The organism is Streptomyces sp. NPDC002490, from assembly GCF_040296045.1.
Classification (GTDB): domain Bacteria; phylum Actinomycetota; class Actinomycetes; order Streptomycetales; family Streptomycetaceae; genus Streptomyces.
This window is the reverse complement of the sequence record NZ_JBEOWM010000015.1, coordinates 58,731-83,487: the sequence shown is the minus strand read 5'-3', so window position 1 is coordinate 83,487 and position 24,757 is coordinate 58,731. Positions and strand designations below refer to the sequence as shown.

Genomic DNA, 24,757 nt, shown 5'->3' with positions numbered 1-24,757 from the left:
TCATGCTGACCATCCTCGGGTTTGCCATGATCGCGACCTTCTTGGTTCTGATCATGATGAAGAAGGTCTCGCCGATCGCGGCGCTGGTCCTCATCCCCGCGCTCTTCTGCGTGCTCGTCGGCGAGGGCGCCAACCTCGGCGACTACGTCCTGGAAGGCATCGGCGACCTCGCGCCCACCGCGGCGATGCTGATGTTCGCCATCGTCTACTTCGGCGTGATGATCGACGTCGGCCTCTTCGACCCGATCGTCCGCCTCATCCTGCGGTTCGCCAAGGCCGACCCGATGCGGATCGTCGTCGGCACCGCCGCGCTCGCCGCGATCGTCTCCCTGGACGGCGACGGCTCCACCACCTTCATGATCACCGTCTCGGCGATGTACCCGCTGTACAAGCGGCTGAAGATGAGCCTGGTCGTGCTGACCGGCATCGCCGCCACCGCCAACGGCGTCATGAACACCCTGCCCTGGGGCGGCCCCACCGCCCGCGCCGCGACCGCCCTGAAACTCGACGCCAGCGAGATCTTCGTCCCGATGATCCCGGCCCTGGCCGTCGGTCTGCTCGGCGTCTTCGCCCTCGCCTACGTGCTGGGCCGCCGCGAGCGCAAGCGCCTCGGCTACCTCTCCCTCGACGAGGCCGTCGAGAACGAGACCGACACCGTCGACGAGAAGGTCCTGGTGGGCGCCGGCGGTTCCGGCAAGGACGGCACCACCGCCACCACCACCGGCGGCTCCGGCGCCGGCACCGACGCGGACGACGATGACGACGAGCACGAGGGCTTCCACGTCCTCGACCCGAACCGTGCCACCCTGCGCCCCAAGCTGTACTGGTTCAACGCCGGTCTGACGATCGCCCTGCTCACCGCCATGATCATGGAGCTGCTGCCGATCCCGGTGCTCTTCATGCTGGGTGCCGCCCTCGCCCTGACGGTGAACTTCCCGCACATGCCCGACCAGAAGGCCCGCATCGCCGCCCACGCCGACAACGTGCTCAACGTCGCCGGCATGGTGTTCGCCGCCGCCGTCTTCACCGGCGTCCTCCAGGGCACCGGCATGGTCGACGACATGGCCAAGGCCGTGGTCTCCGCCATCCCCGACTGGATGGGCCCGCACATGGCCGTGGTCACCGGCCTGCTCTCGCTCCCGTTCACGTACTTCATGTCCAACGACGGGTTCTACTTCGGCATCCTCCCGGTCCTCGCCGAAGCCGGCGCCGCCCACGGCGTGGCCCCGCTGGAGATCGCCCGCGCCTCCCTGGTCGGTCAGCCGCTGCACATGTCCAGCCCGCTGGTGCCCGCGGTGTACGTGCTGGTCGGCATGGCGAAGGTCGAATTCGGCGACCACACCCGGTTCACCGTGAAGTGGGCGGCGCTCACCTCCCTGGTGGTGCTCGCCGCCGGATTCCTGTTTGGCATCATCTGATTCCTGATCGGCATCACCGAAGCCGACGGCGGTCGAACACCGGGGAACCCTGCCACCCCGGCGTTCGACCGCCGTCCCCTGTTCCACCCCGGGAGGGCCCGTGTCCAGATCCCCAGACCCCGCAGACGGGGACTGTAGTAACCACCGGTTCTGGTTGCTCCGCCTCGTCATCGCCTTCAGCTTCGCGCAGGCGGCGGTGGCCATGGCCCGACCCGCGGTGTCCTACCGGGCCCTCGCGCTCGGCGCCGACGAACGCGCCATCGGCATCATCGCCGGCGTGTACGCCCTCCTCCCGCTCTTCGCGGCCGTCCCCCTCGGGCGCCGCACCGACCACGGCCGCTGCGCCCCGCTGCTGCCCGCCGGGGTGATCCTGATATCCGGCGGCACCGTCCTCAGCGCCACCGCCGACTCCCTGACCGCCATGGCCGCCTGGGGCGGCCTGATGGGCCTCGGCCACCTCTGCTTCGTGATCGGCGCCCAGTCCCTGGTGGCCCGCCAGTCGGCCCCCGCCGACCAGGACCGCAACTTCGGGTACCTCACCGTCGGCGTCTCCTTCGGCCAGTTGGTCGGCCCGGTGGGGGCCGGTCTGGTCGTCGCCGGCGAGGGCGGCGAACTCGCCCGGACCAGCGCCCTGGCCCTGGTGATCGCCGCCGGCACCGGCCTGCTCGGGCTGGGCTCGCTGTGGCGCATCGAACGCCGGTCCGCCGCCGGTCCGCCGCCCGACCGCGCCGACCGCGTCCCCGTGCACCGCATCCTGCGCACCAGGGGGGTGCCCGGCGGCATCTTCATCAGCCTGGCCATCCTCTCCGTCACCGACGTCCTCACCGCCTACCTGCCGGTGCTCGGCGAGGACCGGGGCATCAGCCCCCTCGTGGTCGGTCTGCTGCTCAGCCTGCGGGCCGCCACGACCATCGCCTGCCGCCTGTTCATGGGGCCGATGATCCAGGCCATCGGCCGCACCGCCCTGCTGGTGGGGAGCTGTCTGCTGGGTGGTCTGCTGTGCGCGGCCGTGGCCCTCCCGGTTCCGGTGTGGCAACTGGCCGTGATGCTCGCCCTGCTCGGCTTCTGCCTCGGGGCCGGCCAGCCCCTGTCGATGACCACGGTCGTCCGGGCCGCCCCGGCCGAGGCCCGCTCCACCGCCCTGGCCCTGCGCCTCACCGGCAACCGCCTCGGCCAGGTCGCCGCCCCGGCCGGCGCCGGCCTGTTGGCCGGCGCGGTGGGGACGGCGGCGCCGTTCGTGCTGCTGGGCGGCCTGCTGGTGGGCGCCGCGGGCCTGGCGCTACGGGACCGCGACCTCTGACCCAGAGGAAACGTTCCTGCGGGCGGTGGGGCCCACGTCAGTGGCCACTGCCGAGCCCCTGGGCGAACCCACCGTCCACCGGCAGCTCGACATTGGTGCTGAACGTCGCGTCCGCGGCCAGGAACAGCGCCGCCGCCGCGACCTCCGCCACCGTGCCGTTGCGCCGCAGCGGGGTCGCGCGGCTGCCCTGCTCCTCGAACTCCCGGCGCTGCTCCTCGGTCAGTCCCGGCATCCCCATCGACGGGGTCTTGATGTACCCCGGGGCCACCGAGTTGACCCGTATCCGACGGGGCAGCAACTCCGCCGCGAGCACCTGGGCGAAGGCGCGCACGGCCTCCTTCGCCCCCGAGTACGCGCTCAGCCCCGGGAAGATCAGGTCGTTGGCCACCGTGGTGAAGACGATCGCCCCCTCGTCCTCGATCAACGGCGACAGGCTCTGCACCGTGAAGAAGGCGCCCTTGGCATTCACGTCGAAGTGCCGGTCCCAGGACTCCTCGGTGACCTCCTCCAAGGTCTGCACCTCGGCGAAGCCGTGGTTGACGAACAGGTAGTCCACCCGCCCCAGCCGCTCCTGCACCGCGTCGGCCAGCCGCCGGATGTCCGCCATGCTCGCCGCGTCGGACCGCACCACGTGCGCGGCGCGCGGGGCCAAGGCGGTGCGCGCCTCCTCGATCCGCTTCTCGTCGCGGCCCGTCAGCACCACCTCGGCACCCCCGTCGAGCAGCGCCTCGACGATGGCCAACCCCATGCCGTGCGTCCCGCCCGTGACGACGGCCTTCTTCCCCGCGAACCTGCTCATGGACGACTCCCCGATCGGTGGACGTGCGGTGGGCGCCGGCTTCCACCGGCACCCACAGACTGCGCACCGGTCCTTGCGGTCGACTTTCGATCCACTTGCGGCCCCTCGCGGGCGCCTTCCGCGTCACCGGCCCGCCGGCCGTCCGCAACGACGCCGTACGGTGAGGCCATGCGTTTCGGGATACTGGGTCCGCTGACGGTCACCTCGGCCCGGGGCGAGGCCGTGACGGTGCCGGAGACCAAGGTCCGCCTGCTGCTCGCCGTGCTGCTGACCGATCCGGGGCGGGCCGTCCCCGCCGACCGCCTCGTCGACCACCTGTGGGGCGACGCCCTGCCGGCCCGCCCCGCGGGCGCCCTCCAGACCCTGGTCTCCCGACTGCGCCGGGTGTGCACCGCGGCCGGGGCCGACGGCCTGCTGGTGCGCCGGGCGCTCGGCTACGCGCTGGAGGTCCCCGCCGAGGCGGTGGACGCCGGCCGGTTCACCGCGCTGCTGGCCCGGGCCCGTACCGCCGGGGACCCCGGGGCCCGCGCCCGGCTCCTCGCCGAGGCGCTCGACCTGTGGCGCGGTCCCGCCTTCGCCGACTTCGTCGACGAGCCCTTCGCCCGCGAAGCCGCCGCCCGCCTGGAGGAACAGCGGTTGCTGGCCGTCGAGGAACGGGCCGAGGCCCGCCTCGCCCTGGGCGAGCACCGAGCGCTCGCCGCCGAACTGGGCGACCCGGTGGCCCGCCACCCCCTGCGGGAGCGGCTGCGCGCCGCGCACCTGCGCGCGCTCTACGGCGCCGGGCGCCCCACCGAGGCCCTGGACGGCTTCCACGAGCTGCGCCGACGGCTGGACGACGAACTGGGACTCGCCCCCGGCCCCGAACTGGTCGCGCTCCACCAGGAGATCCTCCGCCAGGACCCGTCCCTGCACCCGACCCCGCTCCCCGCGGCCGGTCCCCGCCCCCGCACCAACCTCCCGGTCCCGGTCACCGCGCTGTTCGGGCGCGAGGACGCCGTGGCCGAGGTGCGCTCGCGGATGGCGGCGGGCCGGCTGGTGACCCTGACCGGGCCGGGCGGGGTGGGCAAGACCCGGCTCGTGACCGAGGTGGCCGCCGGGCTCGCCGGAACCCACCCGGACGGCGTGTGGCTGGTGGAACTGGCGTCCCAGCCGCGGTCCACCGAGCCGGACCCCGCCGCGCTGGCGGAACTGGTCGCCGCGACCCTGGCCCTGAGGGACGGCACCGGGCCCGGCCCGCTGCCGGGCGGACCCCCGCGCACCCCGCTCGACCGGCTCGCCGACGCCCTGCGCGGGCAGCGTCTGCTGCTCGTGCTGGACAACTGCGAACACGTCGTCGAGGCGGCGGCCCGGCTGACCCGCACCCTCCTGCGGGAGGCGCCCGGCGTCCGGCTCCTGGTCACCAGCCAGGAGCCGCTGGGCGTCGCCGGCGAACACCTGTGGCCGGTGCCCCCGCTCGACCTGCCCGAGGCCCACGGTGCCCCCGCGGCGCTCCGCCGCTCCAGCGCGGTCCGGCTCTTCCTCGACCGGGCCGCCGCCACCTCCCCCGGCTTCGTCCTCACCGCCGACAACGCCCCCGCGGTGGCCGCGATCTGCCGCCGGCTCGACGGGCTGCCGCTGGCCCTGGAACTGGCGTCCACCCGGGTCCGGGTGCTCGGCGCCGCCGAACTGGCGGAACGCCTCGACGACCGGTTCCGCCTGCTCACCCGGGGCCGCCGGGGCGCCCCGGCCCGGCAACAGACGCTGCGCGCCGTGATCGACTGGAGCTGGGAGCTGCTGACCGCGGCCGAGCAACTCGTGCTGCGCCGTCTCGCCGTCCACGCGGACGGCTGCACCCTGTCCGCCGCGGAGGCCGTCTGCGCCGGCGACGGAGTGGAGCGGGGCGACGTACTGGACCTGCTGGCCCGACTGGTGGACCGCTCGCTGGTGCTCGTCTGCCACGAACCGGACGGCCCCCGGTACCGGCTGCTGGAGTCGGTGTCGGCGTACTGCCTGGAGCGCCTGTGCGGCGACGAGCACGACCGGGTGCGCAGGGCCCACGCCCACCACTACGCGCGGTTCGCGGAACGGGCCGACCCGCTGTTGCGGGGGCCCGACCAACAGCGCTGGCTGCTGCGGTTGGACGCGGAGGCCGCCAACGTCCGGGCCGCCCTCGACGCCGCGGTCGCCGACCGGGACCCCGCCCTGGCCCGCCGCCTGGTGCACGCGATGGTCTGGTACTGGTTCCTGCGCGGCCGGTTGACCGAGGCCCGTCGCTGCCTCGACCGGGTCGCCGCACTGCCGGGCGGCGCCGGGAGCCGGGCGTGGCGCCTCGGCGTCGGGCTGCTCACCGGCGCCCCGGAGGGCGCGGACCGCCGCTGCGCGGACCTCGTCGCCGCGTACGAGGCCGTCGAGGACCCGCACGAGCGGGCCCGGGCGGGCTGGCTCCTGGGCTACGCCGCCACCCGGTTCGCCGACCTGGTGGTGGGGGAGGACCTGCTGGACCGGGTGCTGGTCGAGGCCCGGACCCGGGGGGACCGCTGGGCCGTCGCCGCGGGGCTCAGCACCCGGGGCGTGCAGGCGTACGTGTCCGGGGACCTCCTCTCCGCCCGCCGCCGGGGCGAGGAGAGCCTCGCGCTCTTCCGGGAGCTCGGCGACGGTTGGGGCCGGCTCCAGGCGATGGCCGTCCTGGGCCGGCTCGCGGAGATCGCCGGGGACTATCCCGAGGCCGCCCGGCTGCACCGGGAGGGGCTGGCCCTCGCCGAGGACCTGGGGCTGTGGACCGACGCCTCCCTGCGCTGGTCGGAGCTGGGCCGGATCGCCCTGCTGACCGGGGACCACGTCCGGGCCGACGAACTCCACGAGCGGGGGCGGCGGCTGGCCGTGGAACAGGGCGACCGCCCGGCGGAGGAGTTCGCCGAGATGGGGCTGGCGCTCGCGGCCCGGCGCCGGGGACGGTGGGACGAGGCCGACGGGTACCTGCGGCGCTGGCTCGCCTGGAACCGTCAGTTCGACGCGGAGTACGGCACCGCACTGATCCTGGCGGAACTGGGCTTCGTCGCGGAACTGCGCGGGGACGCCGAAACGGCCCTGGCCCGGCACGCCGAAGGACTCGCGGCCGCCCGGGAGACCGGCGACCCGCGGGCCGTGGCCCTCGCCCTGGAAGGGCTCGCCGGGGCACGGGCGTTGGCCGGGCGGCACCGCTGCGCCGCACGCCTGTTGGGGGCGGCGGCGGCCGCCCGCTCCTCGGTCGGCGCCCCGCTGCCCCGGGCCGAGCGGGGTGATGTGGACCGGGTGACGGGGAGGGCGCGCGAGGCCCTGGGCGAGGCCTCCTACGAGGCCGCGTTCGCCGAGGGCGCCGCCGGCGGTCCACCCGGGCCGCCCCGCTGACGGTCCGTCCGGGGGAGGGGTTCCCGCCCGTGCGCCCCGGCCGGCGGGTACTGGAGGGCGAGCCCGTCGAGCAGGGCTGCCAGCCCCGAGTCGAACGCCCGGTCGTCCACCGCGCCCGCGCGTTCCACCAGGGAGGCGGGCCGGCCCGCCGGCCGGGGCCGGGCGGCCGGGCCGTGCGGTGCGGGGCCGTCCGTCCGGTCCGCGGGCGCCCCGGCGAGGGAGCCCAGGGCGGCCCCCATCACGAAGTACCGCATCGACGCCGCCACGGACCCGGCCTGCGCGGGGGGCCAGCCCGCGTCGACCAGCGCCCGGAACACCGCCTCGGCCAGCCGGAGCGCCGCCGGCCGGCGCCCGGACCGCCGGGCCAGCAGCGGAACGACGTGGGGGTGGGCGCCGAGCGCCCGCCGGTAGGACACCGCCCAGTCGTGCAGCGCCCCGCGCCAGTCCCGCCCGCCCCGGAGCATCGACAGGTCCACCTGGGCGCTGACCGCGTCCGCGACCGCGTCGAGGATCTCGTCCTTGGTCCGGAAGTGGTTGTAGAGGGAGGGCCCGCTCACTCCCAACTCCGCGGCGAGGCGCCGGGTCGACAGCGCCGCCAGCCCCTCCGCGTCCACCAGGCCGAGGGCCGTCTCGACGATGCGTTCCTTGCTGAGCAGCGGTCTGCGGGCTCTGGGCATGCGCCACATCGTAGGGCCGGGCCGGGGCCCGCAGCTCCGTCCGTGGGGAGGCCGGGACCCTTGGTGCGCACGGGGCCCGGGGCCCTTCCGCACGCCCTGAGTAGCGACCTGAGTACCCGTACGGATCCGGCGTCCGACGGGGCCGCCCATCATGGCGGCCATGAGTGATTCAGCGGTCAAGCAACGGTCGACGGCGGCGTTCTACGGTCAGGCCCTGGCCTCCTTCGTGATCGCCCTGGGAGCCATCGGCGTGGGCATCGCCCGGCTGGAGGCGGACTCCTGGGTGCGGGGGTTCCTGGCCATCGCGGTCCTGTACCTCGTGACGTCGAGCTTCACCCTGGCCAAGGTCATCCGGGACCGTCAGGAGGCGGAGCGCATCACCAGCCGGGTCGACCAGGCGCGGGTGGACAAGCTGCTCGCCGCGCACGACCCCTTCGAGAAGCTCTAGGCACCCGGTGCGCCGGGCCGGGAGGGTGGATCGAACGCCCCGGCTTGACCCTCACGCCGCGTGAGGGTCGAGAGTGGACGGCATGAGCGATCACTACCCCGCGTTCGAGATGAGTCCCGTGCCCGCGCCCGGTCCCGACGCCGTGCCCCCGGAGCCGTTCCGCGGCATCTACGGAATGCCCGCGTTCGTGACGATCCCCACGAACGACCTGACGGCATCGGTCGACTTTTGGACCCAGGGGCTCGGGTTCTTCGCGCTGTTCGGCATTCCCGGTCGGCTGGTGCACCTGCGGCGGTGGGCCTTCCAGGACGTGCTCCTGGTCGCCGCCGAAGACCTTCCGGAGCGGTCGTCGGCGATGAGCGTCAGCTTCGCCTGCGTGCTGAGCCAGGTCGACTCCCTGGTCGAGGACTGCCGGGCGGTGCGCCCGGGCTCGGTCGACGGCCCGCGGGACACCCCCTGGAACACCCGGGACGTGACCGTGACCACCCCCGAGAACGCCACCGTCGTCCTCACCGCGGCGAAGCCCTTCGACCCGACGAGCCGGGAGGCCAGGAACCTCGCGGCCATCGGGATCACCGCGCCCGCCGGCGACCCCGGCGTCGACGAGGGGACCCGTGTCTGATGCCGCCGACGGCGACGGCCTGTCCGTCGGCCGGGTCGCCGCCCGGCTGGGCGTGACGGTCCGGACGCTGCACCACTGGGACGGGATCGGTCTGGCGAGCCCCTCGCTGCGCACGGCCGCCGGGTACCGGCTCTACACCGTCGGCGATCTGGGACGCCTCCAGCGCATCGTCGTCTACCGCGAGCTCGGCCTCGGCCTGGAGGGGATCCGGGCCGTCCTGGACGACACGACCACGGACGTGCCCGGCACCCTGCGCGTGCAGCGCGCCCAGGTGGAGGAACGGATCGACCGCCTCCGAGAGCTCGGCGCAGGACTGGACCGGATGATCGACGCCCACGAGCGCGGCCTGCTGCTGACCGTCGAGCAGCAGGCCGCGATCCTCGGCCCCGGGTGGAATTCGGACTGGTCCGCGCAGGCCCGCGAACGCTACGGGGACACCGCGCAGTGGTCGCAGTACGCCGAACGCTCGGCCGCCCGCGGCCCCGAGGAGTGGCAGGCCGTCACCGACGCGGTCGCCGCCCTCGACCGGGCCCTGGGGGAGGCGATGGACGCCGGCGTCACCCCGGGCGGGCCGGAGGCGAACCGGCTCGTCGAACGGCACCGCGAGGTCTTCGCCGCGTACTTCCCCCTCACCCGGCAGATGCAGGTCTGCCTCGCCCGCAGGTACGAGGCGGAGCCGGCCTTCGCCGCCCACTACGACGCCGTCCGCCCCGGCCTCGCGGCGTGGTTCCGCCGGGTCGTCGACGCCAGTGCACGGGCCCACGGCATCGACCCCGACACCGCGGGCTGGCAGGACAGGCCCTAAGCGCCCGCTCATCCGCCCGGGTATCGTGACCCCCACCGGTGAGGACGGAACGAGGAGCGCGCCATGACCGCGGTGGACGACACCGGCGACGGCACCACGCCCTGGAGCGAGGTCACACCGGACGCGGCCCGCCGGCTGCTGGTGGCCGCCGTGGACGCGTTCGCCGACCGCGGCTACCACGCCACCACCACCCGGGACATCGCGGGTCGGGCCGGGATGAGCCCCGCCGCGCTCTACATCCACTACCGGACCAAGGAGGAACTCCTGCTCCGGATCAGCCGGATCGGGCACCTCAGGGCCCTGGAGGTCCTGGAACGGGCCGCTGCCGAGCCCGGCACCGCCGCCCACCGGCTCGCCGGCGCCGTGCGCTCCTTCGTCCGCTGGCACGCGGCCCAGCACACCACGGCCCGGGTCGTCCAGTACGAACTCGACGCCCTCGGCGAGACGGCGCGGGCCGAGGTCGTCGCACTGCGTCGACGCACCGACGCGGTGGTCCGCACGCTGATCGAGGAGGGCGTGCGCACGGGAGAGTTCCGGGTGGCCGACGTCCCGGGCACCACCGTCGCCGTGCTCTCGCTCTGCACCGACGTGGCCCGCTGGTTCAACGCGGCCGGCCGCCGCACCCCCGACGAGGTCGGTGCGCTCTACGCGGACCTCGTGCTGCGCATGGTCGGACACCGCACCGGTTAGCGCGGCGGCACGCCGACCGGGCCGGTGGACGACTCCTCCGCGCACGGCACGGGATGGGTAGGCTGCGAAGGGTGCCCCAGATCCCGGTGAAGGTCAATGAACTCTCGGTCGGCCAACTCGCCGCCCGTAGCGGAGTGTCCGTGTCCGCCCTGCACTTCTACGAGGCCAAGGGGCTCATCAGCAGTCGGCGCACCTCGGGCAACCAACGCCGCTACCACCGGGACGCGCTGCGCCGGGTGGCCTTCGTCCGGGCCGCCCAACGGGTGGGCATCCCGCTCGCCACCATCCGGGCCGCCCTGTCCGAGCTCCCCGAGGAACGCACCCCCACTCGGGAGGACTGGGCCCGGCTCTCCCGCGCGTGGCGGTCGGAGTTGGACGAGCGCATCAAACAACTCGGCCGGCTGCGCAACCACTTGACCGACTGCATCGGCTGTGGCTGCCTGTCGTTGGAGACCTGCGTCCTGTCCAACCCGGACGACGCCTTCGGCCAGGAGCACGCGGGTTCGCGGCTGCTGCCCTCCCGGACCCGGCCGTCCGCTCCGGCCCGGTCCAGCGGCTCGGCCGCCCGCGGTCCCGGATCCGCGGACACCGCCGACACCGTCGTGTGCGATCCGGCGTGCGGTCCCGCCGAGGGTCCCGCGGCGTGATCCCCCGCTGACGGTGCCCGACCACCGGGGCCGCCCCCGTGCCCCCCGTCCCGGCCCCGGGGCGACCTACACGCCCACCAGCGCCCGGGCCCGCCGGGCCCGGGTCACGGCGCGCGCCGTCAGCACCGGTCCCGGTACGACGATCCCGCACCGCTGGCACACCGCACCGGACGACGGGGCGTGCGCCAGGTCGTGCTGCCACAGCAACTCTTCGTTCCCGCAGACGGGGCACCCGTCCCCCGCCTCCCGCTCCAGCGCGGCGATCAACCGCCGCAGCACGTCCCCCAGCGGAGCCCGAGGGTGCACCTCGGGATCATCGCACCACGCCACCCCGAAACCGCCCCAGGTCAGCCGGTGCCAATCGTCGACGCGTCCGGGCCGCCGCAGGCCGTCCTGCTTCTCCCGGCGCCGGCGCTCCGCGAACTCCTCCTCGTACGCGAGCCACACCGCGCGCGCGTCCTCCAACTCGTCGAGCGCCGCCACCAGCCGGGCCGGGTCCGGGGACCGGTCCTCGGGGCCGAAGCCGGCCCGCGAGGACAGGTGGTCCCAGGTCGCCCGGTGCCCGTAGGGGGCGAACCGCTCCAGGCACTTGCGCAGGGAGTACCTCCGAAGCGCCAGATCGTTGCGGGGATCCCGCACCTGTCTCGCGAGGCTTCGAAATCCGGCCATTGTCGTGCACCTCCATCACGTGTGCGAACACGCTCGTCGGACGTCGTTCGAGCGTTGTCGAGTAGACGAACGAGGAACCGGATTGGCTCCCTCACTCTTCGCCGGGAGAGGCGTACCTGGCTGAAAACCACTGGTTTTCCGTGCATCGGGGCCGGTCGCGTCCCTGAACACCGGACGAACTTGACGGATGTCCACCGCCGGAGCGACCGGCCCGGGCCGCCCCGGAGCGGGTGCCGGGGGTGCCGTCAGTCGTAGGAGAGGTACCGCCGGCGCACCGCCCGGAACCCGGACAGTTCCGCACGCCAGGCCGCGACGACCTCGTCCACCTCCGCGCCCCCATCGATCGCCGTGCGGACCAGCGGCGACCCCGTGAGGTGGTCGACCCAGAAGGTGCCGGGCCCCGGGTCGAAGCGCCAACGGAAGTCGCGCCAGGTCCGCTTGGCGGTGATCAGCAAGCCGATCCCGGTACGGACCGGGTCGAACGCCGTCCGATCGTGGACGTGCAACTGGACCCCGCCCACGGTCGTGTTCGCGAACTTGCCGAACGCCGGGACGAAGTACGCCTCGCGCAAACGCACCCCGGGCAGGCCCGTTCCGTTGGCGGCGGCGGCCCAACGGCCGTCCAGGCCCTGGGCGCCCAGCAGTTCGAACGGGCGGGTGGTGCCGCGCCCCTCGGAGAGGTTGGTCCCCTCGAACAGGCAGGTGCCCGCGTAGACGAGCGCGGTCTTTGGGGTCGGCATGTTGGGGCTCGGGGGCACCCACGGCAGCCCCGTCGCCCCGTGGAAGTCGGCCCGCCGCCAACCGGACATCAGGACGGTGTCCAACTCCACCGGCCGTTCGAGGTACTCCCGGTTGAAGAGCCGGGCCAACTCGGCGACCGTCATCCCGTGCGCCTGGGCGAGGGGCTTGCGGCCCACGAAGGTCGCGAACTCCTCGCGCAGCACCGGTCCGTGAGCGCCCCGGCCCGAGACCGGGTTCGGCCGGTCGAGCACCACCACCCGTTTGCCGGCGAGTTCGGCGGCCTCCATGCAGTCGTACAACGTCCAGACGTAGGTGTAGAAGCGTGCGCCCACGTCCTGGACGTCGAAGACCACGGTGTCCACCCCGGCGGTCCGGAACACCCGGGCCAACGCCTCGCCGCGCAGCCGGTAGGTGTCGTAGACGGGCAGACCGGTCGCCGGGTCGTCGTGACGGCCCTCCGAACCGCCCGCCTGCGCCGTGCCCCGGAACCCGTGCTCCGGCCCGAAGACCGCCACCAGGTCCACCCGGTCGTCGGCGTGCATTACGTCCACGACGTGCCGCAGGTCGTGGGTGACACCGGTCGGGTTGGTGACCACGCCGACCCGTTCGCCCGCCAACCGCGCGTACCCCTCGGCCGCCAGCCGGGCGAACCCGGTCGCCGTCCGTCGGCGTGCCCCGGCCGCGACGGCCGGCGGAACGCTCCCGGCGCCCGCGGCCACGGCGGCCCCACCGGTGGCGGTCAGCAGACCGCGCCGGGACCATGTCACGGGCCGACCTCCGTCCTCGTGCTCATGCGCCCCGGCCGAACGGAAACCGTCATCTTCCGACCTTTCGTCAAGAGGAAGCAGTCGTGATCGCGCACGCTAGCGGGACGCCGGTCACCGCTGAACGCCGCCGGCACGGGGGATACGCGCCAGTCGCCGGCGGCTGCCGGTGCCGGTGCGTCCCCCGCGGGGGTAGGGTCCAAGCCGTCCCACCGTCGCACGGCGACCTCCGGGGCCCGACCCACGACACAGGAAGGCGGGTGCGCAGGTGCCCAGGACGACGGACGGCGACGGGGCGCCCGTCCCCAGCCGGCTCATGGCGGCGGCCACCCGCCTCTTCGCCGACCAGGGCTACGACCGCACCTCCGTCCAGGAGATCGTGGCCGCCGCGGGGGTCACCAAGGGCGCGCTCTACCACTACTTCGGCTCCAAGGAGGACCTGCTCCAGGAGATCCACTCCCGGACGCTCGCGCTCCAGCAGGCCCACCTCGACGCCGCCGCGGCGACGGACGCGCCCGTCGACCACCGGTTGCGCGCCGTCGCCGCCGGCATCGCCCTCACCACCATCGAGCACCTGGACGGCGCCGCCATCGTCCAACGCTCCCTGCACCAGCTCGGCCCGCAGAAGTCCGGCCGGATCGAGGCCGAACGGCGCCACCTCAGGGAGCGGTTCCGCGCCCTGGTCGAAGAGGGGCAGCACAGCGGGGCGTTCACCCGGGAGACGCCGGCCGACCTCGTCGTCGACCACCACTTCGGCTCCGTGCACCACCTGCCCAGCTGGTACCGGGCCGACCACCCGTTGACCCCGCGGCAGGTCGCCGACCACCTCGCCGACCTGCTGCTGCGCGCCCTGCGGCCCTGATCGGACGGCCTAGCCGACCACCACGCCCGCGCACCCGGCGAGCACGATCGCGCACCACGCCGTGGCGGTCGCCCACCGGGGCGGGAGCGGGGGCGGCGGCGCACCCGCGGTCAGTTGCCGCAGCCTGCGGTGGGCCACGGCGAGGAACCCCAGCCACGCCAGCACGCACAGCCCGGCCGCCGCGGCCCGGAACCCGGGCGCCCGGCCCTCGGCCAGGGACCGCATCGCCAGGACGACCACCACCGTCGCGGTCAGGGTGGTGCGGCGCCAGGCCAGCCGGGTGCGCTCGGGTTGCAGCCCCGGGTCGCGGACGGTCCCGGTCACCGGGCCCAGCCCCCGAGCACGATCACCACCATGACCAGGGCCACGACCGCCACGGCCAGGCTCAGCAGCGCCGGGAACCGGGACACCGGCAGGTCCTCGCCCCGCCGCATGGCGCGTTCGCAGCGCACCCAGTGGTTCACCGCCCGCAGGGCGCACAGCACCCCCGCCACCAGCAGTGCGAGGGCGAGCCCGATCCGCCAGCCCGTGTTCAGGTCGGGCAGGAACTGGTCGACGGCGAAGCCCCCGCCGATCAGGGCCAGGGCGGTCCGCAGCCAGGCCAGGAAGGTCCGCTCGTTGGCGAGCGAGAACCGGTAGTCGGGGGTGTCGCCCTCCTCGGCGATCCGTCGGGGCGCGAACCAGAGGCGCACGGCTCCGCCGACACCGGTGGCCCGCCCGTCGCTCATCTCGACGTCTCCCGGTGGGCCAGGAGCCGTCGGTACGCCTCCACCCCGTCCGGCACCCACTCCCAGCTGTCCAGGCGGGCCGCCACCTCCGACTCGGGCAGGAAGGCGTGCCAGGCGACCTCCGACGCCTGGGGCCGCACGGGCCCGGCCCAGCGCACCTCGTACACCGCGGACCACCAGGCGCCGCCTCCGGCGTCGTCCCGGTAGAGGAAGGTGAACAGGGGCACGGGGTCCGGGAGCGCGCTCACCCCCAACTCCTCCTCGGCCTCCCGCAGCGCGGCCTGCGCATAGCTCTCCCCGGCACCCACCACCCCGCCCACGAACATGTCGTGGAGCGAGGGGAACGTCAGCTTGGTGGCGGTGCGGCGGTGGACGAACACCCGGTCCTGCGCATCCCGGACGAAGACGAACACGCACCGGTGCGTCAGCCCGCGGGCGTACACCTCGCCCCGGGTGGCCCGTCCCACCACCCGGTCCTGCTCGTCCACGACGTCGAGCACCTCGTCCGCGGCCCGGCGGTCATCGTCTTCCATGCCGTCATCCAATCACCGTCCCACGGGCCCCGCGATTCCCCCCTGTCCCATCCGCACCGGAAGGGCCGTGCGTCCGGCAGGGCGCCGGGGACGGGAACGGGCACCGGGTCCGGAAACCGGCGTCCGTGCCGGCCCTCGGTACCGCTCCCCTCGCGCCTCCCCCCAGCTCGACTTCGCGCGCGGGCCCGCCCGGGACCGACCGCGGGACGGTTCCCGGGACCGCGCCCCGTCCTCGACGAGTCGGGCGGAAGGGGAGGAGTACGGACAACTCAACCTGCCGGAACGTCACTTGGCACCGGTAAGTGACCTGTGGGCTCTTGACGTGGAGCACTCGATACCGGTTTGCTGTCCGTGATCATTCGCTCAACAGACCGTGTCGGGGAGGAAGTCCCGCGGTGACGCCACCCCCACCGCCTCTGGGCCGTTCACGCAAACGCACCGCGCACGCCTTCGACGCGGCGCTGGACGACGCCCCCCTCGCCGCCGCGCGCACCGCGCTCGCACAGGGACGTTGGTCCGTCGCCCGTGGCCTGTTGGTCGACACCGGCGACGACTGGGACCGCCGAGGGCACCGCATCGCGGTCCTCGCCCAGGAGGGCACCACGCTCGCCTGGGCCCAGGACTGGCGGATCGCCGAACCGGAGTCCGTCGACGCGGTCGTGCTGGCCGGGCTCGCCACCGTGCAGCGGGCCCTGCGGGGCAAGGCGCGGCCCGATGCCGCGCGGGCCGCCTGTCATGCCGCCGCCGGGCTCCTCCCTGACGATCCCACGCCCTGGCTGGGACTGCTGATGCTGGAGCGGGCGCTGGGCACCGAGGACGACGTGGTCCGGCTCTTCGACGAGGTCCGGCACCGCCATCCGGAGCACCACCACGCCCATCACCTGATGATCGCCCGACTCGCCGAGCGGCGTGCGAACGCCGGTCAGGATCCCATGCACGAGGTCTACGACTTCGCGTCCTGGGCCGCCGAACAGGCCCCGTCCGACTCCCCGTTGGCGATCCTACCGGTGGTCGCGCACGCCGAGCGCTACCGCGTCCTCGCCGCGGCCGGGACCGAGCCCGTCGACCCGCTCTCCTCCGGGCACTGGGTCGGGCGCCGTGCGCGCCAGGTGATGAAGGCCGCCTTCGACTGGTGGTTGGAGTGGGAGCGGGAGGACCACCCCCGCAACCGCGTCGACCTCAACTTCCTGGCGCACGCCAAGTATTGCGGAGGTCGGGGGGCCGAGGCGGCCGCCCTCTTCCACCGCATCGGCAACCACGTCACCCCCGACCCCTGGTCCTACCCGGACCGGGATCCGTTCGAGGCGTTCCGGGAAGCGCGCGGCGCGGCCCTCGGCACGACCTGACGAACCGTCATACTCCCGCGCTCCGACGGCGGTCGGCGCGGAGGCACCATCCGCCGCTCCGACGGCGGTCGGCGCGGAGGCACCATCCGCCGCTCCGACGGCGGTCGGCGCGGAGGCACCATCCGCCGCTCCGACAGCGGTCGGCGCGGAGGCACCATCCGCCGCTCCGACAGCGGTCGGCGCGGAGGCACCATCCGCCGCTCCGACGGCGGTCGGCGCGGAGGCACCATCCGCACCACCGGCACCACCGAGGTGTCGTCGCACCACCGCACCACCCGCACGACGGCACCACCGCACCCCCGGGCCGAACGTCAGTGCACCGTACATGCGTACGGTGTCCTTGGCTCGGGACGCGCACCCTGCCGGGTTCGCCCGCACGTCACGGCGGAACGGCGGAACACGGTCTGCGCCCGAGCCACACCAGCAAGGCCCGCACCAGGTTTCGAAGTTTGACGTGAAAGGACCGACCCCGCGATGACGACGGGCAGTTCGCATCCGAGTGAATCCAGATCCGCCGGACCTGCCGGCACCACCGACGGCACGTCCGGTGGGATCAACACCTTCAAGGGCCACGACCGCGCACTGCGCGCCGACCGACTGGGCACGGCCGGACTCCTGCTGTCCGTGCTGGCGGCGACCGGGCCGCTCATGGTGGTCGCCGGCGTCATGCCGACCACCTTCGGCGTCATGGGCATCGTCGGACAGCCCCTGCTCTTCGTCCTGTTGGGCGTCGTCCTGATCCTCTTCTCGTTCGGATACGCCGAGATGAGCCGCCACGTGCACAACGCGGGCGCCTTCTACGCGTACATCTCCCGTGGACTGGGCGGGACCGCCGGCGCGGGCGCCGCCCTGGTGGCCCTGGTCGCCTACAGCGCCCTCCAGGTCGGTCTCTACGGCCTCTTCGGCTTCGAGGTCACCCTGCTGGTCAACGAGCACTTCGACGTCGACCTGGCCTGGTGGATCCCGTCCCTGGCCTGCGCCCTGCTCGTCGGTTTCCTCGCCCTGATGAAGATCGACGTCAACGCCCGGGTCCTGGGCGTCCTGCTGCTCATCGAGGTGGCCCTCGTCGTGATCTTCGACGTCGCCGCCCTCAGCGAGCCCTCCAAGCAGGGCGTGTCCCTGGAGGCGTTCAACCCCGACATCCTGACCGGGGCGGGCATCGGCACCGCGCTGTGCTTCTGCATCGCGGCCTTCACCGGCTTCGAGCAGGCGCCCGTGTACGCCGAGGAGACCAGCCGTCCCCAGGTCGTCGTCGCCCGGGTGATGCTCCTGGCGGTCAGCTTCGTCGCCCTGTTCTTCGCCTTCAGCTCCTGGGCGCTGACCGTCGCCGCCGGCCCCGACGGCATCGTCCCGGCCGCGCAGGAGCACTCCGCGGGGCTGCTGTTCCACCTGACCGAGAGCCGACTGGGGGAGACCTTCGCGGACCTCATGCACGTGCTGCTGGTGACCGGCGTGTTCGCCGCGACGCTCAGCTTCCACAACGTGGTGTCCCGCTACGCCTTCGCCATGGGGCGCGAAGGGCTGCTGCCCGCCGCCTTCGGCCGCACCAACCGCGCCAGCGGCGCCCCGGGCACCGGCGCCCTCCTCCAGAGCGGCGTCACCCTGGTCGTGCTGCTGCTCTTCGCGGTGACCGACGACAAGCCGATCGGCGACCCCACAGCGCCGATCCTGCGTCTGTTCACCTGGATGGGCAACATCGGCGCCTTCGGCGTCACGCTGCTGATGACCACCGCCTCCCTCGCGGTGATCGTCTTCTTCGCCCGCCGGGGTGCGGTCCGCGCCCAGCTGTGGCGGCTGATCGCCTCCGGGATCGCGGGCGTCGCCCTGCTGGTGATCGCGGTCTACACGGTCAAGGACTTCCACGTCCTGGTCGGGGCCGACTCGGAATCGCTGCTGCGCTGGGCCCTGCCCGGGATCATCGTCCTCGCCGGTGCGGTCGGGCTGGTCGTGGGCGCGGTGCTCAAGGCCCGCAACCCCGAGGCGCACGCGCGCATCGGCCTCGGCAACGAGGCGTTCCAGCTGGAGAAGGCCGCCGAGGGCGCGCCCGACCCGCGGTAGGCACGCCGACGGGGCGGTCCGTCCTGCGACGGACCGCCCCGCGCGGTGAAGGGGGCAGGAGCTAGATCACCAGGGACAACAGCAGGACCACGGCACCCGCGACCACCGAGATCACCGTCTCCATCAAGGACCAGGTCTTGATCGTCTGGCCCACGTTCATGCCGAAGTACTCCTTCACCAGCCAGAACCCGGCGTCGTTCACATGGCTGAAGAAGAGGGAGCCCGCCCCGATCGCCAGCACCAGCAGCGCCAGGTGGGTGCTGGACATGTCCGCGGCCAGCGGGGCGACCAGACCCGCGGCGGACACCGTCGCCACCGTGGCCGAACCGGTGGCGAGCCGGATCACCACCGCGATCAGCCAGGCGAGCAGCAGCGCCGGGATCGACCAGTCCTCGGAGATCTCCAGGACCATCTGGCCCACCCCGGAGTCGATCAGCGTCTGCTTGAAACCGCCACCGGCTCCGACGATCAGCAGCACGCCGGCGATCGGGCCCAGGGACTTCTCGACGGTCGTCGACAGCCGGCCCTTGGTGAAGCCGGCGGCCCGGCCCAGCGTGAACATGCCGACGATGACCGCCGCGAGCAGCGCCATCAGCGGCGAGCCGATCACGTCGAACACCCGCTGCACCGTGTTGGTGGGGTCGTCCACGACGATCTCGACCAGTGCGCTGCCGAGCATCAGCACCACCGGCAGCAGCACGGTGAACACGGTGGCCCCGAAGCCGGGACGCTTCTCCAACTCCTCGGAGGGCCGCGCCGGGATCATGTCCTCGGGCACCGGGACGTCCACCCAACGGGCGGCGTACCGGGCGAACACCGGACCCGCGATGATCACGGTGGGAATGGAGACCAGGACGCCGAGCGCCAGGGTCAACCCCAGGTTGGCCTGGACGGCGTCGATGGCGACCAGCGGGCCGGGGTGCGGCGGGATCAGCCCGTGCATGACGGAGAGACCGGCCAGCGCGGGGATGCCGATCCGCATCAGGGAGTAGTTGCCGCGCTTGGCGACCATCAGCACCACGGGTATCAGCAGCACGATGCCGACCTCGAAGAACAGCGGCAGACCGATCACCGAGGCGATCAGCACCATGGCCCAGGGCATGGCCCGGCCACCGGCCCTGGCCAGGATCGTGTCCACGATCTGGTCGGCGCCGCCGGAGTCCGCGAGCAGCTTGCCGAGGATCGCGCCCAGCGCGATCAGCACGCCGACGCCGGCGACCGTGCTGCCCAGACCGGTGGTGAAGCTCGGGATCACCTTGTCCAACGGCGCCCCGGCGAAGGCGCCGAGGGCGAGCGAGCCGATGGTCAGCGAGAGGAACGCATGGACCTTGAACTTGGTGATGAGCAGGACGATGACGGCGATGCCGGCGAGCACGGCGATCCCGAGCTGGGCGTGGCCCGCGGAGGTGATCGGCTCGGCGGTACCCGCTGCCAGCATCTCGACGCTGAGTCTGGTCACGGTCGGTTTCCTTGGGGGACTAGGTCGTACGGGACGTACGGGGTGCGACGGGGGACGGGTCGTGGGGGGTTGTGGCGGGGTGGGTTCAGCCGGTGGGCGCCGGGTCCGCGGAGCGGGCGCCGTCCGATGCGGCGAGCGCCCGGGCGGCCCGGTCGGCGATCTCCTCGGGGCCGCCCGCCACGTCGACGGACACGCCCGCCTCGTCCGGCTGGAGCGGTTGCAGGGTCGCGAACTGGGAGTCCAACAGGGCGGTCGGCATGAAGTGCCCCTGACGGTGGGACATCCGCTCCTCGATGAGGGTCCGGTCCCCCGTCAGGTGCAGGAAGACCAGCCCCGGCGCGGCGGCCCGCAACCGGTCGCGATAGCTCCGCTTCAATGCGGAACTGCTGACCACACCGCCGAGCCCGCCGCGTTCGTGCGCCCACGCGCCGATGGCGTCCAGCCAGGGCCAACGGTCCTCGTCGGTGAGCGGGGTGCCCGCGGTCATCTTGGCGATGTTGGCGGCCGGGTGGAAGTCGTCGCCCTCGGCGTAGGGAACACCGAGCCGCTCCGCGAGCAGCGGACCGATCGTCGTCTTGCCGGTCCCCGCCACACCCATGACCACGATGACATGGGGCGTCGGAGGTGTCTTCGTCACGTTCTGGAGTCCTCGGGTCCGGGGGCGCGTCCCGCTGCGGGGCGCCCCGTCGGCTCGGCGCCCCGGGATGCGGGACGCCGTCAGGGCGGTGCCGAGACCTCGGACGTCACGACACCGGACGCCACTGAAACCCATTAGGTCAGATGAATTCAAGTCTCTGTGATGTAAAAGTCTGACTTTTCGAGTTCGAGGTGGGGTTCGGCAACTCGTAGGCTGAGGGCCATGACCTCATCGGGCCGCGGCCTGCACGCGCACGTCCTCGACACCCTCGGCCCGGCGATCACCGCGGGCGAGTACCCGCCGGGCAGCGTGCTGCGCACCGAGGAACTGGCCGGGCGCTTCGAAGTGTCCCGCTCGGTGATGCGGGAGGCGGTGCGGGTCCTGGAGTCGATGCGCCTGGTGGAGTCACGACGCCGGGTCGGGGTGACCGTCCGGCCCCTCGCGGAGTGGAACGTCTACGACCCGCAGGTCATCCGCTGGCGGCTCGCCGGCGCCGACCGGCCCCGCCAGCTCCGTTCCCTCACCGTCCTGAGGTCCGCCGTGGAGCCGGTCGCCGCGGGGCTCGCCGCGCTCCACGCGACCCCCGAGCAGTGCGCGGAGCTGACCGACTGCGCCCTCGGCATGGTCGCCACCTCCCGGGGCCGGCAACTGGAGGCGTACCTCGTCCACGACATCGCCTTCCACCGCGTGATCCTCAACGCGTCCGGCAACGAGATGTTCGCCCGCCTCGGCGACGTGGTCGCCGAGGTCCTCACCGGCCGCACCCACCACCAGGTCATGTTCGAGGACCCGGACCCCGCGGCGGTCACCCTGCACGTCCAGGTCGCCGAGGCCGTCCGCACCTCCGACGCGGTCCGGGCGGAGGAACTGACCCGGCAGATCGCCGTCGGGGCGCTCAAGGAACTCGACGTCCTGGTGCCCTGACCGCCCCGTCACCGACCCCCGTCGCCCGCGTCCTCGGGGAAGGTCCCGTCCACGTACACCCAGGCGCCGTCCACCCGCCGGAAGGTGCTGCGCTCGACCAGCACCCCGGGCCGTCCCGCCTCGGCGTACGAGGCCCGGAAGGTCACGGTCCCCCGCTGGTGGAACGCCGAGCCCTCCGTGGTGTCGAGGATCTCCAGACCCGTCCAGCGCGGCCCGTCGTCGAGGTCCAGCACCGCCGGCCGGGTCGCCGGGTCCCAGGTCCGCAGCAGATGGCCGGCGTCCCCCACCGCGTACGCCGCGTACCGCGACCGCATCAACGCCTCGGCGGTCGGCGCGGACGCCTCCCCCCGGTGGAGCCGCCCGCAGCACCCGGCGTACCCCGCCCCCGACCCGCACGGGCAGCCCACCGGGACGGCGGCCGTCCGGCGCGCCTGAGGGGAACGGGACGGGCGGGCGGTGCGGTGCGTGCGTCGGGCCATGACCGCCATTGTGCCGGGCGGCTGCGGCGCCGCCTCAGGGGGCGCCGGTGAGCGGCGGCGGCGCGGGAACCACGGCCGGGGTCGCCATCCCGTTCCCGTCCAGGGCGATCGCATCCAGTTCCACGCTGCGGACGAGCACACCGGGGAAGTCCTCGAAACGGCTGAGCGCGTCCGCGACGGCTGCGGTCAGGGTCTCGGCCTCGAAGAGACAACTGAACCGGGTGCGCCCCGGACTCTCCACGCGGCTGATGCGGCCGTCGCAGAAGCCGTCGAGTCCGTCGACCGTGTCCGCTTGCTCCGGCGTCAGCTTCTCCTGGAGATGCAGGGTGAAGGACCAATCACGCGTGGCCCTGGTGCCGTTTGATGAAGGAGTCAATCTTCTTCGCCTCCGTTCCCGCGTTCTGGGGGGGTGCAGAACACCACGTGAGCATCGTTGCAGGGGCAGCACACCACCCAGCCCCTCCGGTGTCGATTCTTGTCGTGGGTCACCTTGAGCCCGGCTGCTTCCGCACGCTTCAGCGCCGCCTCGACGTCCTTCTTCTGGTGACGGTCTCCGATCCCCGTCGGGCCGTCCTACCGTCACCCGGCCGGACGCGGAGACGTTCGGGGCGCGACTCATCCGATCGAGCGAGCGTGCATCCGGCGCCGAGCGCCGTCCGTACGTCGCCGGTGCGGGTCGGGAGGCAACCCGCACAACGAAGAAGACCCCAGATCGACTGGGGTCTTCGCTGGTGTCCGAGGGGGGACTTGAACCCCCACGCCCGATAAAGGGCACTAGCACCTCAAGCTAGCGCGTCTGCCATTCCGCCACCCGGACCGGTGGTCTGTCGCGGTTTCCCGCGGCGACGTGGGAAACCATAGCAAAGATTCGGCACCGTCGATCACGCCCGTCGCCCGCCCCGTGCGGGCTCGTGGGGAGCGCGCGTGAACGGCGCGTGTCGGGCGGGGGCCGCCCTTGGGCGGCGCCCGGGTGCCGGGGGAGGATGGGGGACGCAACCGCAGGCAGCGACCGTGGGAGGAACGTCGTGAGCGAGCCGAACGGGACCGCCGGACCCCGAGCCCTGACCGGGGAGGACGAGGTCGTCGACCTCTGTCGCGACCTCATCCGGATCGACACGAGCAACTACGGCGACCACTCGGGCCCCGGCGAGCGCAGGGCCGCCGAGTACGTCGCCGAGAAGCTCGCCGAGGTGGGGCTGGAGCCCCGGATCTTCGAGTCCCATCCGGGGCGGGCGTCCACCGTCGCCCGCATCGAGGGCGAGGACCCGTCCCGTCCGGCGTTGCTGATCCACGGGCACACCGACGTGGTGCCGGCGAACGCGGCCGACTGGACGCACGACCCCTTCTCCGGCGAGATCGCCGACGGGTGCGTGTGGGGCCGGGGCGCCGTCGACATGAAGGACATGGACGCGATGACCCTGGCGGTGGTCCGCGACCGACTGCGCAGCGGGCGCAAGCCGCCCCGGGACATCGTGCTGGCCTTCCTGGCGGACGAGGAGGCGGGCGGCACGTACGGCGCCCGGTACCTGGTCGACCGGCACCCCGAACTCTTCGAAGGGGTCACCGAGGCCATCGGCGAGGTCGGCGGATTCTCCTTCACGGTCAACGAGAAGCTCCGGCTGTACTTGGTGGAGACCGCGCAGAAGGGCATGCACTGGATGCGGCTCACCGTCGAGGGCACGGCGGGCCACGGCTCCATGACCAACGACGACAACGCCATCACGGAACTGTGCGAGGCGGTCGGCCGGCTCGGCCGCCACCAGTGGCCGGTCCGGGTCACCAAGACGGTGCGCTCCTTCCTCGACGAACTGTCCGACGCGCTCGGCACCCCGTTGGACCCCGAGGACATGGAGGCCACCCTCGCCAAGCTCGGCGGCATCGCCAAGATGGTCGGCGCGACCCTGCGCAACTCGGCCGCGCCCACCATGCTCGGCGCCGGGTACAAGGTGAACGTCATCCCCGGCGAGGCGACCGCGCACGTCGACGGACGGTTCCTGCCGGGGTACGAGGAGGAGTTCCTGGCCGACCTGGACCGCATCCTGGGCCCGCGGGTGCGCAGGGAGGACGTGCACGGGGACAAGGCGCTGGAGACCAGCTTCGACGGCGACCTGGTGGACGCCATGCAGACCGCGCTGCGCGCCGAGGACCCCATCGCCCGGGCCGTCCCGTACATGCTCTCCGGGGGCACCGACGCCAAGTCCTTCGACGACCTGGGCATCCGCTGCTTCGGCTTCGCCCCGCTGAAGCTCCCCCCGGAGCTGGACTTCGCGGGCATGTTCCACGGGGTGGACGAGCGGGTTCCGGTGGACGGCCTCCGCTTCGGCGTGCGGGTGCTCGACCGGTTCATCGACGCGTCCTGAACGCCCGTCCCGGTCACCGGATTCGAACACGACGTACGAGGGCGACTGAGAACGGGTGAATGCGAAGATACGCTCGTAGCTCGATTGCCTCCCCCTCGTTACTGGTCATGCGACCCGAAGTCGGGGCCGCACTGCCCAACCGAGGAGGAACCATGATCAAGAAGGTCGTCGCCGTTGCGGCCGCCACCGGTGGCCTGGTGCTGGCCGGCGCCGGTCTGGCCACCGCCGACGCCGGTGCCCAGGGCGCTGCCGTGGGGTCGCCCGGCGTGCTGTCCGGCAACGTCGTCCAGGTGCCCGTCCACGTGCCGATCAACGTCTGCGGCAACACCGTGAACGTGATCGGGCTGCTGAACCCCGCGTTCGGCAACACCTGCATCAACGGCTGACGCCACGCCCTTCCCAGGCGCTGAGGTACCGGCCCCGGA

25 protein-coding genes, 1 tRNA gene and 1 pseudogene are annotated in these 24,757 nt (G+C 73.3%); 14 read left to right on the top strand and 13 right to left on the bottom strand.

Annotation, left to right across the window (positions count from 1 at the left end):
* The first annotated feature begins 2 nt into the window (after positions 1-2).
* Both ABT092_RS12330 and ABT092_RS12325 read left to right on the top strand, forming a co-directional pair.
* A complete protein-coding gene (locus ABT092_RS12330) occupies positions 3-1,418 on the top strand; it encodes a CitMHS family transporter (RefSeq protein WP_351242732.1) in 1,416 nt (471 codons plus the stop codon).
* Positions 1,419-1,518: 100 nt separating this feature from the next.
* Positions 1,519-2,718: an MFS transporter gene (locus ABT092_RS12325; protein WP_351242730.1), complete on the top strand. Its 1,200-nt coding sequence runs from the start codon at positions 1,519-1,521 to the stop codon at positions 2,716-2,718.
* 37 nt (positions 2,719-2,755) lie between these two features.
* Here ABT092_RS12325 and ABT092_RS12320 read toward each other — a convergent pair whose 3' ends face one another.
* A complete protein-coding gene (locus tag ABT092_RS12320; protein ID WP_351242728.1) occupies positions 2,756-3,517 on the bottom strand; it encodes an SDR family oxidoreductase in 762 nt (253 codons plus the stop codon).
* Positions 3,518-3,685: 168 nt separating this feature from the next.
* Here ABT092_RS12320 and ABT092_RS12315 point away from each other — a divergent pair, with 168 nt between their 5' ends.
* Positions 3,686-6,883 carry an AfsR/SARP family transcriptional regulator gene (locus ABT092_RS12315; protein ID WP_351242726.1) on the top strand — a complete coding sequence of 1,066 codons (3,198 nt, stop codon included), beginning with the start codon at positions 3,686-3,688 and terminating at the stop codon, positions 6,881-6,883.
* Here the strand turns inward: ABT092_RS12315 and ABT092_RS12310 are convergent.
* The gene (locus ABT092_RS12310; RefSeq protein WP_351242724.1) at positions 6,826-7,560 is read right to left on the bottom strand and encodes a TetR family transcriptional regulator; all 735 of its coding nucleotides are present in this window, start codon (positions 7,558-7,560) and stop codon (positions 6,826-6,828) included. The two genes, ABT092_RS12315 and ABT092_RS12310, sit on opposite strands and share 58 nt — an antisense overlap.
* Before the next feature lie 160 nt (positions 7,561-7,720).
* On the opposite strand from ABT092_RS12310, the gene ABT092_RS12305 reads away from it, so the two are divergent.
* The 5 genes from ABT092_RS12305 to soxR all read left to right on the top strand — a co-directional run bounded on the left by ABT092_RS12305 (position 7,721) and on the right by soxR (position 10,772).
* Positions 7,721-8,008 carry a YiaA/YiaB family inner membrane protein gene (locus ABT092_RS12305; protein ID WP_351242722.1) on the top strand — a complete coding sequence of 96 codons (288 nt, stop codon included), beginning with the start codon at positions 7,721-7,723 and terminating at the stop codon, positions 8,006-8,008.
* Between the two features lie 82 nt (positions 8,009-8,090).
* Positions 8,091-8,630 (top strand): VOC family protein, encoded by a 540-nt coding sequence (locus ABT092_RS12300; RefSeq protein WP_351242720.1) that lies wholly within the window; start codon positions 8,091-8,093, stop codon positions 8,628-8,630.
* Complete coding sequence (locus tag ABT092_RS12295; RefSeq protein WP_351242718.1) at positions 8,623-9,435, top strand: MerR family transcriptional regulator; 813 nt, start codon at positions 8,623-8,625, stop codon at positions 9,433-9,435. Before ABT092_RS12300 ends, ABT092_RS12295 begins: the two co-directional genes overlap by 8 nt.
* A 63-nt stretch (positions 9,436-9,498) precedes the next feature.
* Positions 9,499-10,125 carry a TetR/AcrR family transcriptional regulator gene (locus tag ABT092_RS12290; RefSeq protein ID WP_351242716.1) on the top strand — a complete coding sequence of 209 codons (627 nt, stop codon included), beginning with the start codon at positions 9,499-9,501 and terminating at the stop codon, positions 10,123-10,125.
* Between the two features lie 71 nt (positions 10,126-10,196).
* Entirely contained in the window at positions 10,197-10,772 is a 576-nt protein-coding gene (gene soxR, locus ABT092_RS12285) for a redox-sensitive transcriptional activator SoxR (protein WP_351242714.1), read from the top strand.
* Positions 10,773-10,838: 66 nt separating this feature from the next.
* Here the strand turns inward: soxR and ABT092_RS12280 are convergent, their stop codons facing one another.
* Entirely contained in the window at positions 10,839-11,441 is a 603-nt protein-coding gene (locus ABT092_RS12280; protein WP_351242712.1) for a hypothetical protein, read from the bottom strand.
* Positions 11,442-11,686: 245 nt separating this feature from the next.
* The gene (locus ABT092_RS12275) at positions 11,687-12,949 is read right to left on the bottom strand and encodes an exo-beta-N-acetylmuramidase NamZ family protein (protein WP_351242710.1); all 1,263 of its coding nucleotides are present in this window, start codon (positions 12,947-12,949) and stop codon (positions 11,687-11,689) included.
* A gap of 265 nt (positions 12,950-13,214) precedes the next feature.
* On the opposite strand from ABT092_RS12275, the gene ABT092_RS12270 reads away from it, so the two are divergent.
* Entirely contained in the window at positions 13,215-13,808 is a 594-nt protein-coding gene (locus ABT092_RS12270; RefSeq protein ID WP_351242708.1) for a TetR/AcrR family transcriptional regulator, read from the top strand.
* A 9-nt stretch (positions 13,809-13,817) separates the two neighbouring features.
* On the opposite strand, the gene ABT092_RS12265 is transcribed toward ABT092_RS12270, so the two are convergent.
* The 3 genes from ABT092_RS12265 to ABT092_RS12255 are packed head-to-tail and all read right to left on the bottom strand — an operon-like array spanning position 13,818 to position 15,069.
* Positions 13,818-14,132, bottom strand: a complete 315-nt coding sequence (locus tag ABT092_RS12265) for a DUF202 domain-containing protein (protein WP_351242706.1) — start codon at positions 14,130-14,132, stop codon at positions 13,818-13,820.
* Positions 14,129-14,536, bottom strand: a complete 408-nt coding sequence (locus ABT092_RS12260) for a YidH family protein (protein WP_351242704.1) — start codon at positions 14,534-14,536, stop codon at positions 14,129-14,131. The genes ABT092_RS12265 and ABT092_RS12260 overlap by 4 nt, the downstream gene beginning before the upstream one ends.
* Positions 14,533-15,069: an NUDIX hydrolase gene (locus tag ABT092_RS12255; RefSeq protein ID WP_351242702.1), complete on the bottom strand. Its 537-nt coding sequence runs from the start codon at positions 15,067-15,069 to the stop codon at positions 14,533-14,535. The genes ABT092_RS12260 and ABT092_RS12255 overlap by 4 nt, the downstream gene beginning before the upstream one ends.
* Before the next feature lie 395 nt (positions 15,070-15,464).
* Between ABT092_RS12255 and ABT092_RS12250 the strand changes: the two genes are divergently transcribed.
* Both ABT092_RS12250 and ABT092_RS12245 read left to right on the top strand, forming a co-directional pair.
* On the top strand, positions 15,465-16,415 hold the full coding sequence (locus tag ABT092_RS12250) for a hypothetical protein (protein WP_351242700.1): 951 nt from the start codon (positions 15,465-15,467) through the stop codon (positions 16,413-16,415).
* 474 nt (positions 16,416-16,889) lie between these two features.
* A complete protein-coding gene (locus tag ABT092_RS12245) occupies positions 16,890-18,473 on the top strand; it encodes an APC family permease (protein ID WP_351242698.1) in 1,584 nt (527 codons plus the stop codon).
* Between the two features lie 61 nt (positions 18,474-18,534).
* On the opposite strand, the gene ABT092_RS12240 is transcribed toward ABT092_RS12245, so the two are convergent.
* Positions 18,535-19,932: a GntT/GntP/DsdX family permease gene (locus ABT092_RS12240; RefSeq protein WP_351242696.1), complete on the bottom strand. Its 1,398-nt coding sequence runs from the start codon at positions 19,930-19,932 to the stop codon at positions 18,535-18,537.
* 85 nt (positions 19,933-20,017) lie between these two features.
* A complete protein-coding gene (locus tag ABT092_RS12235; protein ID WP_351242837.1) occupies positions 20,018-20,530 on the bottom strand; it encodes a gluconokinase in 513 nt (170 codons plus the stop codon).
* A gap of 261 nt (positions 20,531-20,791) precedes the next feature.
* Between ABT092_RS12235 and ABT092_RS12230 the strand changes: the two genes are divergently transcribed.
* Positions 20,792-21,493 (top strand): FadR/GntR family transcriptional regulator, encoded by a 702-nt coding sequence (locus tag ABT092_RS12230; RefSeq protein WP_351242694.1) that lies wholly within the window; start codon positions 20,792-20,794, stop codon positions 21,491-21,493.
* 8 nt (positions 21,494-21,501) lie between these two features.
* On the opposite strand, the gene ABT092_RS12225 is transcribed toward ABT092_RS12230, so the two are convergent.
* The 4 genes and pseudogenes from ABT092_RS12225 to ABT092_RS12210 form a co-directional block, all read right to left on the bottom strand.
* Positions 21,502-21,972, bottom strand: a complete 471-nt coding sequence (locus ABT092_RS12225; protein WP_351242692.1) for a YchJ family protein — start codon at positions 21,970-21,972, stop codon at positions 21,502-21,504.
* A 34-nt stretch (positions 21,973-22,006) separates the two neighbouring features.
* Entirely contained in the window at positions 22,007-22,348 is a 342-nt protein-coding gene (locus tag ABT092_RS12220) for a hypothetical protein (RefSeq protein WP_351242690.1), read from the bottom strand.
* Positions 22,311-22,530 (bottom strand): annotated as a pseudogene (locus ABT092_RS12215) (hypothetical protein). The gene ABT092_RS12220 and the pseudogene ABT092_RS12215 overlap by 38 nt, the downstream one beginning before the upstream one ends.
* A gap of 171 nt (positions 22,531-22,701) precedes the next feature.
* A tRNA-Leu gene (locus ABT092_RS12210) sits at positions 22,702-22,789 on the bottom strand.
* Positions 22,790-22,997: 208 nt separating this feature from the next.
* Between ABT092_RS12210 and ABT092_RS12205 the strand changes: the two genes are divergently transcribed.
* Positions 22,998-24,332, top strand: coding sequence for a M20/M25/M40 family metallo-hydrolase (locus tag ABT092_RS12205; RefSeq protein ID WP_351242688.1), 1,335 nt, complete (start codon positions 22,998-23,000; stop codon positions 24,330-24,332).
* 152 nt (positions 24,333-24,484) lie between these two features.
* Positions 24,485-24,718 (top strand): chaplin ChpH, encoded by a 234-nt coding sequence (chpH, locus tag ABT092_RS12200; protein WP_351242686.1) that lies wholly within the window; start codon positions 24,485-24,487, stop codon positions 24,716-24,718.
* The last annotated feature ends 39 nt before the right edge of the window (positions 24,719-24,757 follow it).